The 15,658-nt window shown below is 71.6% G+C and carries 16 protein-coding genes; 12 read left to right on the plus strand and 4 right to left on the minus strand.

The genetic code is table 11. From position 1 onward, the window contains the following. The first annotated feature begins 94 nt into the window (after nucleotides 1-94). The gene (locus AB0E14_RS13000; RefSeq protein WP_362415646.1) at nucleotides 95-643 is read left to right on the plus strand and encodes an NADAR family protein; all 549 of its coding nucleotides are present in this window, start codon (nucleotides 95-97) and stop codon (nucleotides 641-643) included. Between the two features lie 104 nt (nucleotides 644-747). On the opposite strand, the gene AB0E14_RS13005 is transcribed toward AB0E14_RS13000, so the two are convergent. Then, entirely contained in the window at nucleotides 748-1,401 is a 654-nt protein-coding gene (locus AB0E14_RS13005) for a DUF4190 domain-containing protein (protein ID WP_362415648.1), read from the minus strand. A gap of 75 nt (nucleotides 1,402-1,476) precedes the next feature. On the opposite strand from AB0E14_RS13005, the gene AB0E14_RS13010 reads away from it, so the two are divergent. The 6 genes from AB0E14_RS13010 (at nucleotide 1,477) to AB0E14_RS13035 (ending at nucleotide 7,121) form a co-directional block, all read left to right on the plus strand. Further along, complete coding sequence (locus AB0E14_RS13010) at nucleotides 1,477-2,505, plus strand: adenosine deaminase (RefSeq protein WP_362415650.1); 1,029 nt, start codon at nucleotides 1,477-1,479, stop codon at nucleotides 2,503-2,505. Between the two features lie 16 nt (nucleotides 2,506-2,521). Beyond that, nucleotides 2,522-3,214 (plus strand): glycerophosphodiester phosphodiesterase, encoded by a 693-nt coding sequence (locus AB0E14_RS13015; RefSeq protein ID WP_362415652.1) that lies wholly within the window; start codon nucleotides 2,522-2,524, stop codon nucleotides 3,212-3,214. Continuing rightward, on the plus strand, nucleotides 3,211-3,996 hold the full coding sequence (locus AB0E14_RS13020) for an SAM-dependent methyltransferase (protein ID WP_362415654.1): 786 nt from the start codon (nucleotides 3,211-3,213) through the stop codon (nucleotides 3,994-3,996). The genes AB0E14_RS13015 and AB0E14_RS13020 overlap by 4 nt, the downstream gene beginning before the upstream one ends. Then, complete coding sequence (locus tag AB0E14_RS13025; protein ID WP_362415656.1) at nucleotides 3,996-5,180, plus strand: histidine kinase; 1,185 nt, start codon at nucleotides 3,996-3,998, stop codon at nucleotides 5,178-5,180. The genes AB0E14_RS13020 and AB0E14_RS13025 overlap by 1 nt, the downstream gene beginning before the upstream one ends. After that, entirely contained in the window at nucleotides 5,177-5,854 is a 678-nt protein-coding gene (locus AB0E14_RS13030; RefSeq protein ID WP_362415658.1) for a response regulator transcription factor, read from the plus strand. Before AB0E14_RS13025 ends, AB0E14_RS13030 begins: the two co-directional genes overlap by 4 nt. A 103-nt stretch (nucleotides 5,855-5,957) precedes the next feature. Continuing rightward, nucleotides 5,958-7,121 carry a serine hydrolase domain-containing protein gene (locus AB0E14_RS13035; RefSeq protein WP_362415660.1) on the plus strand — a complete coding sequence of 388 codons (1,164 nt, stop codon included), beginning with the start codon at nucleotides 5,958-5,960 and terminating at the stop codon, nucleotides 7,119-7,121. Here the strand turns inward: AB0E14_RS13035 and AB0E14_RS13040 are convergent. Further along, nucleotides 7,100-7,669: a hypothetical protein gene (locus AB0E14_RS13040; protein ID WP_362415662.1), complete on the minus strand. Its 570-nt coding sequence runs from the start codon at nucleotides 7,667-7,669 to the stop codon at nucleotides 7,100-7,102. The genes AB0E14_RS13035 and AB0E14_RS13040 overlap by 22 nt on opposite strands. Before the next feature lie 59 nt (nucleotides 7,670-7,728). Next, a complete protein-coding gene (locus tag AB0E14_RS13045) occupies nucleotides 7,729-8,892 on the minus strand; it encodes an extracellular solute-binding protein (protein ID WP_362415744.1) in 1,164 nt (387 codons plus the stop codon). A 194-nt stretch (nucleotides 8,893-9,086) separates the two neighbouring features. Between AB0E14_RS13045 and AB0E14_RS13050 the strand changes: the two genes are divergently transcribed. Then, on the plus strand, nucleotides 9,087-9,959 hold the full coding sequence (locus AB0E14_RS13050; protein ID WP_362415664.1) for an AraC family transcriptional regulator: 873 nt from the start codon (nucleotides 9,087-9,089) through the stop codon (nucleotides 9,957-9,959). Between the two features lie 83 nt (nucleotides 9,960-10,042). Here AB0E14_RS13050 and AB0E14_RS13055 read toward each other — a convergent pair whose 3' ends face one another. Beyond that, the gene (locus AB0E14_RS13055) at nucleotides 10,043-11,479 is read right to left on the minus strand and encodes a gamma-aminobutyraldehyde dehydrogenase (RefSeq protein WP_362415666.1); all 1,437 of its coding nucleotides are present in this window, start codon (nucleotides 11,477-11,479) and stop codon (nucleotides 10,043-10,045) included. Between the two features lie 190 nt (nucleotides 11,480-11,669). On the opposite strand from AB0E14_RS13055, the gene AB0E14_RS13060 reads away from it, so the two are divergent. The 4 genes from AB0E14_RS13060 to AB0E14_RS13075 all read left to right on the plus strand — a co-directional run bounded on the left by AB0E14_RS13060 (nucleotide 11,670) and on the right by AB0E14_RS13075 (nucleotide 15,629). Continuing rightward, nucleotides 11,670-12,176, plus strand: a complete 507-nt coding sequence (locus tag AB0E14_RS13060) for an Lrp/AsnC family transcriptional regulator (RefSeq protein WP_362415668.1) — start codon at nucleotides 11,670-11,672, stop codon at nucleotides 12,174-12,176. Beyond that, nucleotides 12,161-13,540 (plus strand): aspartate aminotransferase family protein, encoded by a 1,380-nt coding sequence (locus tag AB0E14_RS13065; RefSeq protein ID WP_352191864.1) that lies wholly within the window; start codon nucleotides 12,161-12,163, stop codon nucleotides 13,538-13,540. Before AB0E14_RS13060 ends, AB0E14_RS13065 begins: the two co-directional genes overlap by 16 nt. A 233-nt stretch (nucleotides 13,541-13,773) precedes the next feature. Then, a complete protein-coding gene (locus AB0E14_RS13070) occupies nucleotides 13,774-14,502 on the plus strand; it encodes an ATP-binding cassette domain-containing protein (protein WP_362415671.1) in 729 nt (242 codons plus the stop codon). Then, nucleotides 14,484-15,629: a hypothetical protein gene (locus tag AB0E14_RS13075; RefSeq protein WP_362415673.1), complete on the plus strand. Its 1,146-nt coding sequence runs from the start codon at nucleotides 14,484-14,486 to the stop codon at nucleotides 15,627-15,629. Before AB0E14_RS13070 ends, AB0E14_RS13075 begins: the two co-directional genes overlap by 19 nt. Nucleotides 15,630-15,658 lie beyond the last annotated feature (29 nt).

Below are 15,658 nucleotides of genomic sequence, written 5' to 3' on the forward strand. Positions count from 1 at the left end.
CTTTTGGTTACGCGACGGAATCGGTCGACCATGTGTCGAGGACCATGGAAAATCTCCATACGGAATGTCCGTGGCGGCTGCCAGACTGCCATGCATGGGGCAGATCGAGACATTGACGCAGCAGGTCAGACAGGGTGAGAAGGTCAAGTTCCTGCCCTTCTGGGGCCACCGGCCGAGGCCGGACGGGCAGCTCTCGGCGAGCTGTCTCAGCCAGTGGTGGCCCTCACCCTTCGAAGTCGACGGCGTGCGGTACGCGACGGCCGAGCACTGGATGATGGCGGCGAAGGCCCGGCTCTTCGGCGACGCGGAGGCGGAGCGGGCCGCGCTGTCGTCCCGTACGCCCGCGGAGGCGAAGAAGGCCGGGCGTCTGGTGCGCGGCTTCGACGATTCGGTGTGGGAGCGGGAGCGCTTCGGGATCGTGGTGGAGGGCAGCGTCCACAAGTTCGGCTCGGACGAGGCGCTGCGCGCGTTCCTGCTCGGCACGGGAGGCCGGGTCCTGGTGGAGGCGAGCCCGCTGGACCGTGTGTGGGGCATCGGGCTCGCCGCCGACGACCCCCGCGCGTCGGACCCGGAGCGCTGGCGCGGCCTGAACCTGCTGGGCTTCGCGCTGATGGAGGCCAGGGAGCGGCTGCGCGGCGGCTGACGGACCCGGCGTCCCTCGGCAGGGCCCCGGCCCGCGCGAAAGGGCCCCGGAACACAGCGAAAGGGCCCCTCACTCGTCGAGTGCGGGGCCCTGCGCCGTGACGGCTAGCGGTTCTCGATCACCAGGCTCGTCGCGAACGGGTCGTCCGAGTCGTTGCCGTACTCCTCGCCCTGCGCGATGGCCCAGATGATGAAGCCCAGGAAGACCGAGCTGACCACGATGCCTATCGACCCGAGCACGATGCCCGCCGTCGCCATGCCGCCGTTGGTGGCCTCGCCCCGGGTGACCTTCTTGCGGGCGATGACGCCGAAGACCAGCGCCAGGATGCCGAGGATCACGCCGAGCCCGTACAGACAGAAACCGGCCACCGCGATGATGCCGAGCACCATCGCCGCCGTGCCCATGCCGTTGGACGGCTGCTGCTGCCAGCCGCCGGGCTGGCCGTAGCCGCCGCCCGTCCCGTAGCCCGGGTAGCCGGGGTAGCCGTACGACGGCGTCGGCGCGACGGGCGTGACCGGCGGCGCGGTCGGGTAGCCGTACGAGCCCGTCGGCGCGGGCCCGCCGGGGGCCACCGGCGGCGGCGGTACCTCGCCCGCCGGCATCGCCGTCATCGTGGGCTGGTCGTGCACCGGCGGACGGTCCTGCGGCGTGGGCGCGGGCGTCGCCGGCTTGCTCAGTTCCACCCCGTCGCGGTTCGGCGGAGCCCACGGGTCCGCCGGGTCGTACCCGCCCCTCGGCTGGTCGCTGTTCTCAGACATGGGCCTCCCCCATCGTGGTCACGCCATGCTACGACCTACCCCGGGCCGGGGTCCCGCCCGGCCTACGATGACCCGATGACCGATCTTCACACCTTCATCGCGGGGCTGCCCAAGGCCGAGCTGCACGTCCACCACGTCGGCTCCGCCTCCCCCCGGATCGTCGCCGAACTCGCCGCCCGGCACCCGGACTCCAAGGTCCCCACCGACCCCGAGGCGCTCGCCGCCTACTTCACCTTCACCGACTTCGCCCACTTCATCGAGGTCTACCTCTCGGTCGTGGACCTCGTCCGCACCCCCGAGGACGTCCGGCTGCTGACCTTCGAGGTCGCCCGGGACATGGCCCGGCAGAACATCCGGTACGCCGAGCTGACGATCACCCCGTACAGCTCGACCCGCCGGGGCATCGACGCGCACGCCTTCATGGCCGCGATCGAGGACGCCCGCAAGGCAGCCGAGGACGAGCTCGGCGTCGTCCTGCGCTGGTGCTTCGACATCCCCGGCGAGGCAGGTCTGGACGCCGCGGAGGAGACCGCCCGGCTCGCGGTCGAGCTGCGTCCTGAGGGCCTGGTCTCGTTCGGGCTCGGCGGCCCGGAGATCGGTGTGCCGCGCCCCCAGTTCAAGCCGTACTTCGACCGGGCCATCGAGGCCGGTCTGCGCTCCGTCCCGCACGCGGGCGAGACGACAGGGCCGGAAACCGTCTGGGACGCCCTGAAGGACCTGCGCGCCGAGCGCATCGGCCACGGCACCAGCTCCGTACAGGACCCGGAGCTGCTCGCGTACCTGGCGGAGCACCGGATCGCCCTGGAGGTCTGCCCGACGTCCAACATCGCCACCCGTGCGGTCGCCGACCTGGACCGGCACCCCCTCAAGGAGATGGTGGCGGCCGGAGTCCTGGTGACCATCAACAGCGACGACCCGCCGATGTTCGGCACGGACCTCAACAACGAGTACGCGGTCGCCGCCCGCCTCCTGGAACTCGACGAGCGCGGCATCGCCGCCCTCGCGAAGAACGCCGTCGAGGCCTCCTTCCTCGACCCGGCCGGCAAGGCCCGTATCGCGGCCGAGATCGACACCTACACGGAGAAGTGGCTGGCGGGCCGGTAGCCGAGACAATGGCCCCATGGACTCTGTCACTGTCGTAGGCCACCGCGGCGACCCGTACCGCGTCCGGGAGAACACCGTCCCCTCGATCGTCTCGGCGATCGAGGGCGGCGCGGACGCCGTCGAGATCGATGTACGGCTCACCCGCGACGGCGTCCCCGTCCTGCTCCACGACGACACGCTGAAGCGGCTGTGGGGGCACGACCGGCCGCTCTCCGCGCTCACCCTCGCGCAGGTGCGGGAGCTGACGTACGACGGCGTACCCACCCTCCGCGAGGCGCTGATCGCGGCCGGACCGCACCGGCTGATGCTCGATCTGCCCGGCGGGAACGAGGAGTCGGTCCGCCGGATCGTCGGCACGGTCCGCGAGTGCGGGGCGGCCGAGCGCGTCTACTACTGCGCGGGCGGTGTCGCGATGCTCCAGGTACGGGCCGCCGATCCGTCCGCCGAGATCGCGCTGACCTGGAACTCGCTCGCCCCGCCGCGGGCCGCGCTGCTCGACGCGGTCCGGCCGCGCTGGCTCAACTACCGCTTCGGCGTGCTCAGTCGGGATCTCGTGGAGCGGGTGCACCGGGACGGCCACCTCGTCTCGGCCTGGACCGCGGACACCCGGCGCACCATGCGTAAGCTCCTGTCCCACGGGGTGGATTCGATCACCACCAACCGTGTGGACGCGCTCGCCGCCGAACTGCGAAGGGGTACGCCGAGGTGACTGGGGACGACCGGATCCGGACCGACATCGCGCACAACGCCCGTGTCTGGAACTACTGGTTGGGCGGCAAGGACTACTACCCGGTGGACCGCGAGGTCGGCGACCAGGTCACCGGTTTCTACCCGAGCATCGGTGAAGTGGCGCGCGCGGACCGGGCGTTCCTCGGCCGCGTGGTGACGCATCTGGCGGGTGAGGCCGGCGTGCGGCAGTTCCTGGACATCGGTACGGGCCTGCCGACGGCCGACAACACGCACGAGGTCGCCCAGCGCGTCGCCCCCGAGGCGCGGATCGTCTACGTCGACAACGACCCGATCGTGCTGACCCACGCCCGCGCGCTGCTGACCAGCGCCCCGGAGGGCGTCACCGAGTACGTCGACGCGGACGCGCGGGACCCGCGGCGGATCCTGGAGGCGGCGACCCGCACGCTCGACCTGTCGCGGCCGGTCGCGGTGATGATGCTCGGCATCCTCAACTTCGTCCTCGACACCGCCGAGGCGCGGGAGATCGTCCGGACGCTGATGGCCGCCGTCCCCTCCGGTTCGTATCTGGTGCTGACGCATCCGACCCTCGAACCGGAGCTGGGCGGCGAGGGGAACGTGGCGGCGATGGCGTTCTGGAACGAGAACGCGACCCCGCCGATCACGGCCCGCACCCGCGCCGAGTTCGCCTCCTTCCTGGACGGCCTCGACGTCCTGGAGCCGGGGATCGTCTCGTGCGCGAGCTGGCGGTTCGCCCCGGCGAGCGAGGTGGCGCAGTTCGGCGCGGTGGGCCGGAAACCGTAGTGGGCATACGGGGGCGGCTGAGCGACTGGAGTGGACGTGCCCGGGAGTTCGCGGGCACGCATCCGCTCGCCGTGGACGTCGGGCTCGCGCTGCTCGTGCAGGCCGCGATGACGATGCCGTTCGTGGTGCCGCGCGCGCCCGAGCTGCCGCCCGCGACCTGGACGGCGTACGGCCTGACGACCCTCACCGTGCTCCCGCTGGTCTGGCGGCGGCGCGCGCCGCTGGCCGTCCTGCTCGCGATCCTGGCGACCAGCACGCTCTACGAGCTGGCCGTCGAAGGGCCCGGGCAGCCGCTGCCGTACACCGGGCTCGTCATCGTGCACACGATCGCCGCGCTCGCGCCGCCCTGGCAGCGGCGCGCGACCGTGCTGCTGCTGGCGGTCGCGGTGCCCGTGTCGGTGTGGCTCAACACCGGCTCGGCGCGCGAACTGACCTTCTCCCTCTTCGTGTTCGGCGCGGCGTACGTCTTCGGCCGGCTCACCGACACCCGGCAGCGGGCCCATCGCGTCGAGGCCGAACAGGCGGCGGCGCGCGAACGGGCCCGGATCGCACGGGAGATGCACGACATCCTCTCCCACGCGGTGAGCCTGATGGTGGTGCAGGCGGAGGCGGGCCCGGTGGCGGTGCGGGCGGCTCCGGAGCGGGCGGAGGCGGCCTTCGACGCGATCTCGGCGACGGGCCGGGACGCGATGGAGCAGCTGCGTCGGATGCTGGGGGTGCTGCGGGACGGCACGGACGGCGCGGCGCCGCCCCGGGAGCCGCAGCCGGACCTCGGCGGGCTGCCCACGCTCGTGGAACGGGTGCGGGCGAGCGGCCTGGACGTGACGTACCGGACGGCCGGCGGGGTCCGGGCCCTTCCGGCGGCCGTGGGGGCGACGGTCCACCGGATCGTGCAGGAGGCGCTGACGAACGTGGTGAAGCACGCGGGGGCGCGGAAGGCCGCCGTACGGCTGGCGTACGAGGACGGCGTCCTCGAGGTCGTGGTGACGGACGACGGGCGGGGCCCGAGGCGCGGCGGGCGCCCGGAGGGCGCGGGGCACGGGCTCGTCGGGATCCGCGAGCGGGCGGCGGCGCACGGCGGTACGGCGGCGACGGGTCCCGGTCCGGACGGGCGGGGCTTCGAGGTACGGGTGGAGCTCCCCGTGCCTCCCGTCGGGTCTTCGACGGAAGGGGTGGCACGGTGACGATCCGGGTGGTGGTAGCCGACGACCAGGAGCTGGTCCGGAGCGGTTTCTCGATGATCCTCGACGTGCAGCCGGACATCGAGGTGGTCGCGGAGGCCGGTGACGGCGCGGAGGCGGTGGAGGCGGTGCGCCGCCTCTCCCCCGACGTGGCGCTGCTCGACATCCGGATGCCGCGGCTGGACGGCATCGAGGCGTGCCGGGCGATCAGCGCGGAGACCGGGTGCCGGTCCGTGATGCTGACGACCTTCGACTCGGACGCGTACGTCTACGAGGCGCTGCACGCGGGCGCCAGCGGGTTCCTCCTGAAGGACGTGCGCCGGGACGATCTGGTGCACGCGGTACGGGTGGTGGCGCGGGGCGACTCGCTGCTGGCCCCGTCGGTGGCGCGCCGCCTGGTGGAGGAGTACACCCGCCCGACGCGACGCGAGACTCCCCGGCGGCCCGATCCGCGGCTCGACGCGCTGACGGCCCGCGAGCGCGAGACGTTGCTGCTCCTCGCGCGGGGGCTTTCGAACGCGGAGATCGCGGCGGAGCTGGTCGTGAGCGACCACACGGTGAAGACCCATGTGGGCAACGTGCTGGCGAAGCTGGGGCTGCGGGACCGGATCCAGGCCGTCATCTGCGCGTACGAGAGCGGTCTTGTCACGGCGGGCTCTCCCCCGCTCGGGGGATGAGCGGGGCGGGGGAAGATCCCCCGCTCCGGCGATCCGTGGATCGCCGCAGGTCGGCAGGGTGTGAGTCGTAACGGAACGACGGCTCACACCCACGGAGTTGACCATGAACGCACGCACCCGCGCCCTGCTCGCCACGACCCTCGTCCTGGGCGTCGCGGCCGGCCCGGGGATCCTGCCCGCGACCGCGGCCCAGGCCCCGGCCGTCGCGGCCGCCTCGGACCCCGCCCTGGAGGCGGCGATCGCCGGCCTTCCCTCGAAGGACGCGACGGCCGCGCTGGTACGGATCGGGGGGCGCGAGGGAACCTGGCGGGGCACCTCCGGCGTGCACGACCTGGAGTCGATGCGCCCGGCCGATCCGGACGCCCGCTTCCGCGCCGGTTCGGTGACCAAGGTGTTCACGGCGGCGGTCGCCCTCCAGCTGGCGGGCGAGGGGCGGCTCGACCTGGACCGTACGGCCCGCTCGTACCTGCCGGAGCTGATCCCGGCCCGGTACGGGACGGTGACGGTCCGCCAGCTGCTGAACCACACGCACGGGATCCCGGCACCGGACTTCGCCGGTGCGACGGTCGAGGAGTGGTACGCGAACCGCTTCGAGGTGCACGACCCGCGCGCGATGGTCCGCTCGGCGACGGCGAAGGAGCCGGAGTTCGCCCCCGGGACCCGGCAGCACTACCTCAACATCGGCTACACGATCGCGGGGCTGCTGATCGAGCGGGTGACGGGCGATGCGTACGAGCACCAGGTCCGGGCGCGCGTCCTGGCCCCGCTCGGGCTGCGCGGCACGTACCTGCCCGGGAGCGACCCGCGGATCAGGGGCCCGCACAACCACGGCTACCAGTCGATGCGGCTCGACGACGGCACGACCGGGCTGCGGGACGTGTCGGTGTGGGGTGCCTCGGACGGCTGGGCGGCGGGCGACCTGATCTCCACGACGGCCGATCTGGAGCGTTTCACCCGGGCGCTGTTCCAGGGCCGGGTGGTGCGCGGGCCACTCCTTGAGGAGATGTTCACGCTGCCCCGGGTGCCGGACTTCAAGAGCGGCAAGGACGCCGCGTTCTCCGTGGGGCTCTCGATGAAGAAGCTCGGCGGGCGGGAGGTGTGGGGGAAGACCGGTGGCCGCTGGGGCTACAACGCGGCGATCGCCTCGACCCGCGGCGGCGAGCGCACGCTGGTGTACAGCGTCAACTCCACGGACGCGAAGGGCCAGGACATGAACAGCGTCGCCCTGGCCCTGATGGTCGCGGCCTACGGGCCGCCGACGGCCTGAGGGGCCGGGGCACCCACGGGCACCTGCGCGGTCCCGAGCGCCTGCGCCGCCTCGAGGCGCTTGATCATCCGCCGTACGACGAGCAGCGGGACGATCCCGAAGGCCCCGAACGACATGTCGATGACCGACCACCAGAAGGGGATGTCGCGGATCGGCCCGCAGATCAGGGCGAGCGGGATGATCCCGGCGCAGGCGATCATCCCGAACTCGATCACCCAGATGTTGCGGACGGGGTCGCGGTAGGGCCCGTAGAAGGCGACGGCGATGACGAGGTGCGCGAAGGCGAGCCAGTCGGTGCCGTACAGCAGGAACGGGTACTGCGCGTCGGCGACGTCGAGTCCGGCGCGCACCCGCGCGATCCACTCCAGGAGGCCGGGGAACAGCTCCGCGACGGGCGCGGCCCAGGACGTCAACGCGTCTTCGAGGAGGTGGAGTTCGGTGACGAGCGGGAAGGCGGTCAGCCCGCTCAGCACCAGGCAGACGATGAAGAAGACCAGCCAGACACGGATACGCCGAAGAAGGGCCACGGGCCCGTTCGCCTCGTTCATGACAGCAGACTACGCCCCTCATGAACGTGTTCAAAAATGGGGTCGGGCGGTTCCGCGGCTCACAGCCCGACGATCGCGTTCCACCTCTTCGCGAACTCCGTCCGCTCCTCCGCGGTGGTGTCTCGGGCGATCGCGAGCCGCCCGCGCATCGCGTCGTCGGGGAAGATCAGCGGGTCCTCGGCGAGGGCGGCCAGCTCCTCGTCGTCGGAGTCGGCGAGGACGTCACGGGCGGCCGGGACCGGGCAGACGTAGTTGACCCAGGCGGCCAGCTCGGCGGCCACCTCGGGCTCGTAGTAGTAGTCGACCAGCTTCTCGGCGTTCGTCTTGTGCTGCGCCAGGTTGGGGATCATCAGCGACTCGGCCCACAGCTCGGCGCCCTCCTCGGGGACGACGAACTCGATGTCGGGGTTGTCGGCCTGGAGCTGGATGACGTCGCCCGAGTACGCCTGACAGGCCAGCACGTCGCCCGTCGACAGGTCCTTGATGTAGTCGTTGCCGGTGAAGCGGCGGATGTGCCGCTTCGCGACCAGCGCCTCGATCTGCTCGCACACCGTGTGGAAGTCGTCGGCGGTCCACCGCGTCACGTCGACCCCGTTGCCCTGCATGAGCAGGGCGAAGGACTCGTCGAGCCCGGAGAGCAGGGTGACCTTGCCGCGCAGGTCGGCGTCCCACAGCTGCTTCACCGAACGGAGCTCCCGGCCGAGCTTCTTGCGGTTGTACGCGATGCCCGTGATCCCGGACTGCCAGGGCACGGTGTGCAGCCGGCCCTCGTCGAAGGCGGGCGAGCGCAGCTGCGGGTCGAGGTACCGGCCGATGTTCGGCTGCGCGGCGCGGTCCATCTCCTGGACCCAGCCGAGCCGGACGAACCGGGCGGCCATCCAGTCGCTCATGACGATGAGGTCCCGGCCGGTCTCCTGGTGGTTCATCAGCGCCGGGCTGATCTTGCCGAAGAACTCGTCGTTGTCGTTGATCTCCTCGGTGTACCGCACGGAGATCCCTGATCGCTCCGCGAACGCGTCCAGGGTGGGCCGCTTCGAGGTGTCCTCGTCGTCGGTGTCGATGTAGAGCGGCCAGTTGGCGAAGTCGAGCACGCGGTCGCGCGCGGACAGGTCCCGGCCGGCCCGGCGCCCCGGCTCCACGTAGGCGGCCGGCACCCCGCAGCCGGCGAGCAGCGCCACGGCCCCGGCACCCCCGACCCCGCGCAGCAGGGACCGCCGGGACATGTTCTTCCTCGCTGTCGCTCTCATCCGAGCAGCATCCCGGCCGCGCCGAAGGCGGAGCAATGGACGGTCCGTGCGCCGGAGGGACCACGCCCACGACACCTTGTCGATCACCCGACACCTTCGGGCACAGGATGTCGGGTCCGGCACCCTGGGTGCTCCCTAGCGTGGTGGTCGTCAAGAGGAAGGAACCGGGCGTGCTGGAGAGGCTCAACCAGGCGATGGAGCACATCGAGCTCCACCTGGACCGGCCCGTCGACGTGGCGGAGCTGGCACGGATCGCGGCCACGTCGGAGTACCACCTGCGCCGGATGTTCTCCGCACTCGCGGGCATGCCGCTGTCGGAGTACGTACGGCGCCGGCGGCTCACCCTCGCGGGCGCGGAGGTGCTCGCGGGGCGGGAGACGCTCCTGGAGATCGCCGTGCGGTACGGGTACGGCTCGGGCGAGGCGTTCGCCCGGGCGTTCCGCGCCATGCACGGGGTCGGTCCCGGCGAGGCCCGGCGGACCGGCGCCGCGCTCAGCTCGCAGCCCCGGATGGCCTTCCGACTCGTCGTCGAAGGGAGCAGTGCGATGCGTCACCGCATCAAGGAGAAGCCGGCGTTCACGGTCGTCGGCCCGAAGGCCCGGGTGCCGCTGGTGCACCAGGGGCCGAACCAGGCGATCATGGACTTCGTCCGGGGTCTCGACAAGCCGACCCTGGAGCGCCTGGAGGCGCTGTCGGACCAGGAGCCGCAGGGCATCGTCGCGGTCTGCGACGACCTGGACCCGAGCCGCGCCGAGGGCACGGAACTCGACTACTACCACGGGGTGATCACGGACGCGGCGCCGCCGGAGGGCGTGTCCGTGCTGGCCGTCCCCGCCGGCACCTGGGCCGTCTTCACCACCTCGGGACCGGCCCCGCAGGCCATCCAGGAGCTGTGGCGGGACATCTACACGCAGTGGTTCCCGTCGAACCCGTACCGCGGCCGCCCCGGGCCCGAGATCGCCCGCATCCGGCTCTCGGCGGACGGCACCGAGGCCGACGCCGAGCTGTGGCTGCCGGTGGAGGCGGAGGGGCCGAGGGGTTAGACGGGGCCCCGGACACGACGATCGCGGTCCCGTCGCCCGAGGCGACGGCACCGCGATCGAGGCTCCGTGCGGAGCGAGGGCTCCTAGCCGAGCGAGGTCATGACGTGCTTGATGCGCGTGTAGTCGTCGAAGCCGTAGGCCGAGAGGTCCTTGCCGTAGCCGGACTTCTTGAAGCCGCCGTGGGGCATCTCGGCGACCAGCGGGATGTGGGTGTTGATCCACACGCAGCCGAAGTCCAGGGTCTTCGACATGCGCATCGCGCGGGCATGGTCCTTCGTCCAGACCGAGGAGGCGAGCGCGAACTCGACGCCGTTGGCGTACTCCAGCGCCTGCTCCTCGTCACGGAACGACTGAACCGTGATGACCGGGCCGAAGACCTCGTTCTGGATGATCTCGTCGTCCTGCTTGAGGCCGGAGACGACGGTCGGGGCGTAGAAGTAGCCCTTGTCGCCGACGCGGTGGCCGCCCGCCTCGACCTTGGCGTGGGCCGGGAGGCGCTCGATGAAGCCGGAGACCTGCTTCAGCTGGTTGGCGTTGTTCAGCGGGCCGAAGAGCACGTCCTCGTCGTCCGGCAGGCCGGTCTTGGTGTCGGTGGCGGCCTTGGCCAGCTGCGCGACGAACTCGTCGTGGATGGACTCGTGCACGAGGACACGGGTCGCGGCCGTACAGTCCTGGCCGGCGTTGAAGAAGCCCGCCACGGAGATGTCCTCGACGGCCTTGGCGATGTCGGTGTCCTCGAAGACCACGACCGGGGCCTTGCCGCCCAGCTCCAGGTGGACGCGCTTGACGTCCTTGGCCGCCGACTCGGCGACCTGCATGCCCGCGCGGACCGAGCCGGTGATGGAGGCCATCGCCGGGGTCGGGTGCTCGACCATGGCGCGGCCGGTCTCGCGGTCACCGCAGATGACGTTGAAGACGCCCTTGGGGACGATCGCGCCGATGATCTCGGCCATCAGGACGGTCGAGGCGGGGGTCGTGTCCGAGGGCTTCAGGACCACGGTGTTGCCCGCGGCGAGCGCCGGGGCGAACTTCCACACGGCCATCATCATCGGGTAGTTCCACGGCGCGACCTGGGCGCAGACACCGACGGGCTCGCGGCGGATGATGGAGGTCATGCCCTCCATGTACTCGCCGGCCGAGCGGCCCTCGAGCATCCGGGCGGCACCCGCGAAGAAGCGGATCTGGTCCACCATCGGGGGGATCTCTTCGCTCGCGGTGAGGGCGATCGGCTTGCCGGTGTTCTCGACCTCGGCGGCGATCAGCTCCTCGGCGCGCTCCTCGAAGGCGTCCGCGATCTTCAGCAGGACCTTCTGGCGCTCGGCCGGCGTGGTGTCGCGCCAGGCCGGGAAGGCGGCCGCGGCCGCGTCCATGGCGGCGTCGACGTCCGCCTGGCCGGAGAGCGGAGACGTGGCGAAGACCTCGCCCGTGGCCGGGTTGACCACATCGATGGTCCGTCCGTCCGTGGCGTCCCGGAACTCCCCGTTGATGTAGTTACGCAGCCGGCGCAGCTCGGTGGTCACTTTGCCACCCCTCCTGTCACGTTCGGTCGCACGTCCTCGTGCGGTGTCCCATTTGCCGAGACACCCCAAGCGTAGTCGGTTCCCTGACGCTTTCGACAGGTCCAGCACGCGCCAACTTCGGATTCAGTGAGATTCGAGCATCCAAACAACGAATTTCATCGCTCCGGGGTTGCAAGACCGACGAGTCTCGGTGCACAGTGAGTGCGTGGCCAGTCAAAGCACGAACTCCAGAACCGGTTCCGGTTCGTCCCCGACGATCGATGCCGTCTCCCTGGCGATCATCGAACAGCTCCAGGAGGACGGCCGCCGTCCGTACGCCGCGATCGGCAAGGCCGTGGGGCTGTCCGAGGCAGCCGTACGGCAGCGCGTCCAGAAGCTGCTCGACCAGGGCGTCATGCAGATCGTCGCCGTCACCGACCCGCTCACCGTGGGACTCCGGCGCCAGGCGATGGTCGGCATCAACGTCGAGGGTGACCTGGATCCGGTGGCGGACGCGCTGACTGCCATGTCGGAATGTGAGTACGTGGTGATGACCGCGGGCTCGTTCGACCTGATGGTGGAGGTCGTCTGCGAGGACGACGACCACCTTCTGGATGTGATCAACAAGCGCATCCGCACCCTCCCCGGCGTGCGCTCCACCGAGAGCTTCGTCTACCTCAAGCTCAAGAAGCAGACCTATATGTGGGGAACTCGATAATCGTGACCCAGGACCTGTCCAAGACCGCGTACGACCACCTGTGGATGCACTTCACGCGCATGTCGTCGTACGAGAACTCTCCCGTGCCCACCATCGTGCGTGGCGAGGGCACCTACATCTTCGACGACAAGGGCAAGCGGTACCTCGACGGACTCGCGGGTCTCTTCGTGGTCAACGCCGGTCACGGCCGCAAGGAACTGGCCGAGGTCGCGTACAAGCAGGCCCAGGAGCTCGCGTTCTTCCCCGTGTGGTCGTACGCGCACCCCAAGGCCGTGGAGCTCGCCGAGCGCCTCGCCGACTACGCCCCGGGCGACCTGAACAAGGTCTTCTTCACCACCGGTGGCGGCGAGGCCGTCGAGACCGCCTGGAAGCTCGCCAAGCAGTACTTCAAGCTGCAGGGCAAGCACACCAAGTACAAGGTCATCTCGCGCGCGGTCGCCTACCACGGCACCCCGCAGGGCGCCCTGTCCATCACCGGTCTGCCGGCCCTGAAGGCCCCCTTCGAGCCGCTGGTCCCCGGCGCGCACAAGGTGCCGAACACCAACATCTACCGCGCCCCGATCCACGGCGACGACCCCGAGGCCTTCGGCCGCTGGGCCGCCGACCAGATCGAGCAGCAGATCCTCTTCGAGGGCCCCGAGACCGTCGCGGCCGTCTTCCTCGAGCCGGTGCAGAACGCCGGTGGCTGCTTCCCGCCGCCGCCCGGGTACTTCCAGCGGGTCCGCGAGATCTGCGACCAGTACGACGTGCTGCTCGTCTCCGACGAGACGATCTGCGCCTTCGGCCGCCTCGGCACGATGTTCGCCTGTGACAAGTTCGGCTACGTGCCGGACATGATCACCTGCGCCAAGGGCATGACCTCGGGCTACTCCCCGATCGGTGCCTGCATCGTCTCGGACCGCATCGCCGAGCCGTTCTACAAGGGCGACAACACCTTCCTGCACGGCTACACCTTCGGTGGCCACCCGGTGTCGTCGGCGGTCGCCATCGCCAACCTCGACATCTTCGACAAGGAAGGCCTCAACCAGCACGTGCTGGACAACGAGGGCGCCTTCTTCTCGACGCTGCAGAAGCTGCACGACCTGCCGATCGTCGGCGACGTCCGCGGCAACGGCTACTTCTACGGCATCGAGCTCGTCAAGGACAAGGTCACCAAGGAGTCCTTCACGGACGAGGAGACCGAGCGCGTGCTCTACGGCTTCCTCTCGAAGGCGCTCTTCGAGAACGGCCTGTACTGCCGTGCCGACGACCGTGGCGACCCGGTCATCCAGCTGGCCCCGCCGCTGATCGCCGACCAGGGCACCTTCGACGAGATCGAAGGCATCCTGCGCTCGGTGCTCACCGAGGCGTGGACCAAGCTCTGACGGTTCCGCCCCGGGGAGGCACGGCCCTCCCCGGCACAGGACCTCACGCCGCCCTCACGGCGTGACCCCGGCCCGGGTGTGCGGCCATCCGAGTGGATGGCGGCCGCCCGGGCCGTGTGCTGTCCGTACAAACGGATCTGAATCCTTACGGTGCCCAGTGACCGACAGGCCCGTCCCTTCGTTCCCTCGGACGGGGGAACGCAAGTATCGGATCCGACATCGAGGTGTACGCGATGGCCCCACCGGACAACGACGTGCTCTGGGCGCGTTCCCTGCACTGCACCCTGGAGGGCTCCGACGTCCTGACCGGCGTCTCCCTCGGCGTGCGCGAGGGAGAGATCCTCGCCCTGGTCGGCCCGCGGGGCAGCGGCAAGACCACGCTGATGCGCTGCCTTTCCGGACAGACGGTGGCCCAGCAGGGCGAGGTCTGGTTCAACAGCAGCCCCGTCCACACCCTCAGCCCCGTCCAGCGCGAGCGGCTGCGCCGGGACCGGTTCGGCTGGATCGACCCCGAGCCCGGACTCGTACCGGAGCTGACCGCCTGGGAGAACGCGGCCCTGCCCCTCCTGCTGCGCGGGGTCTCGCACCGGGCCGCGAAGGCCTCCGCCCTGGAGTGGCTGGAGCGCCTCGACATCGGCGGGTGCACCCGCAAGCGCCCGCACGCGCTGACCCAGTCGCAGCGGCAGCGGATCGCCATCGCCCGGGCCCTGGTCACCACCCCGTCCGTGCTCTTCGCCGACGAGCCGACCGCCTCCCTGCACCGCGCGGACGGCGCCCAGGTCCTGCGGACGCTCACCGCCGCCGCCCGCTCGCACCGGATCACCGTGCTGCTCGCCACCCACGACACGGAGGTCGCCGCCCTAGCCGACCGCTCCGTCGCCCTGCTCGACGGACGCCGGGTCGGCGCCGGAGCACCGACCACCGGGGCGGAGGGCGTCGCCGCGTGCTCGCTCTCCGTCTAGTCCGCGGGACCCACCCCCTCGTCCTGCTGCGGCGCCTCCTGGTCGCCGCGGCGGCCGCGGGGGTCGGCTTTCTGCTGCTGTGCACGCTGGGGTACGCCGTGGGCCACCCGGACCGGTCCTCCGCCGCGACCCTGCGGCTGCTGTGGTGCCTGATCCCGATGGCCGCCACCGTGCACTTCGCGGTGGCCGTGGCCCGTACGGATCCCAGCACCCGGCCGCGCCCCGGGCTCTCGGCGATCGGACTCGGCCCGGCCCGGCTCACCGCGATCGCCGCGGCCTCGACGGCCGTCGCCTGCACGCTCGGCTCGATGGTCGCGCTGCTGTTCTACCTGCACCTGCGCGGCGACATCACGGGCCTGCCGTTCGACGGAGCGGCCGCAGAACTGCTCGCGGCCGGCCGGCCGATCCCGCTGGCGGGCGCGCTCACCCTCCTCGCGATCCTCCCGGTGGCCGCCTCCACCGCCGCCGCCCTCGCCCTGCGCCCCCGCAAGGCGCCGGCGCCCCCCGAGGGCGCGGAGCGGACGGCCCCCTCGGGTCTCCCCTGGGGCGTGGCGCTCCTCGCGGTCGGCCTCGCCGTCGAGACGTACGCGGGCCAGGGCGGCGCGGACGGCGGCCTGCCGCTCCCCGGCCGCTTCGACGGCAACCCGGCCGGGGTGCTCGCGGGCTGGATCCTCACCGCCATCGGCCTCGCCATGGCGGGTCCCGGCATCACCCACTGGTGCGGCCGGCTGCTCCAGGCCGTCCGGCCCGGCGCGACGCGGCTCCTCGCGGGCCGGGTGCTGATGGACGAGTCCCGCCGCATCGGACGCCCGCTCGGCGTGGTGTGCGCGGTGGCGTCGGGCGCGGTCGCGGCGGCGACCCTGTACGACGCGGGGACCGGCGACTTCGGCCCGCTGACCGGCCTGGGCGCGGCCCTGGTGATGGCCTGTACTACGGCGACGCTCCTGACGGCGGCCCTGGAGTCCAAGCAGTGCCGGGCCCACACCACGGAGGCCCTCGTCCGGCTCGGCGCACCGCCCACGGTCCTGCGCACCGCGGCGCTGATGCGCGCGGGCGCGCTGCTCGCGGTGTTCCTGCCGCTGACCTGGCTGGTGGGCACGCTGGCCGCCGTGCCGCTCGGCGGCTGAGCGACACCGGAAGGCCCGGTGCCCCCCGG

Origin of the sequence: Streptomyces sp. NPDC047981 (assembly GCF_040653315.1) — a bacterium.
GTDB lineage: Bacteria > Actinomycetota > Actinomycetes > Streptomycetales > Streptomycetaceae > Streptomyces.

Bases quoted from the DNA above. Each gene is read 5' to 3' on its own strand.
- AB0E14_RS13000 (WP_362415646.1), top strand. From the start codon at position 95: ATGGGGCAGATCGAGACATTGACGCAGCAGGTCAGACAGGGTGAGAAG.
- AB0E14_RS13005 (WP_362415648.1), bottom strand. From the start codon at position 1,401: ATGTCTGAGAACAGCGACCAGCCGAGGGGCGGGTACGACCCGGCGGAC.
- AB0E14_RS13010 (WP_362415650.1), top strand. From the start codon at position 1,477: ATGACCGATCTTCACACCTTCATCGCGGGGCTGCCCAAGGCCGAGCTG.
- AB0E14_RS13015 (WP_362415652.1), top strand. From the start codon at position 2,522: ATGGACTCTGTCACTGTCGTAGGCCACCGCGGCGACCCGTACCGCGTC.
- AB0E14_RS13035 (WP_362415660.1), top strand. From the start codon at position 5,958: ATGAACGCACGCACCCGCGCCCTGCTCGCCACGACCCTCGTCCTGGGC.
- AB0E14_RS13040 (WP_362415662.1), bottom strand. From the start codon at position 7,669: ATGAACGAGGCGAACGGGCCCGTGGCCCTTCTTCGGCGTATCCGTGTC.
- AB0E14_RS13045 (WP_362415744.1), bottom strand. From the start codon at position 8,892: ATGTCCCGGCGGTCCCTGCTGCGCGGGGTCGGGGGTGCCGGGGCCGTG.
- AB0E14_RS13070 (WP_362415671.1), top strand. From the start codon at position 13,774: ATGGCCCCACCGGACAACGACGTGCTCTGGGCGCGTTCCCTGCACTGC.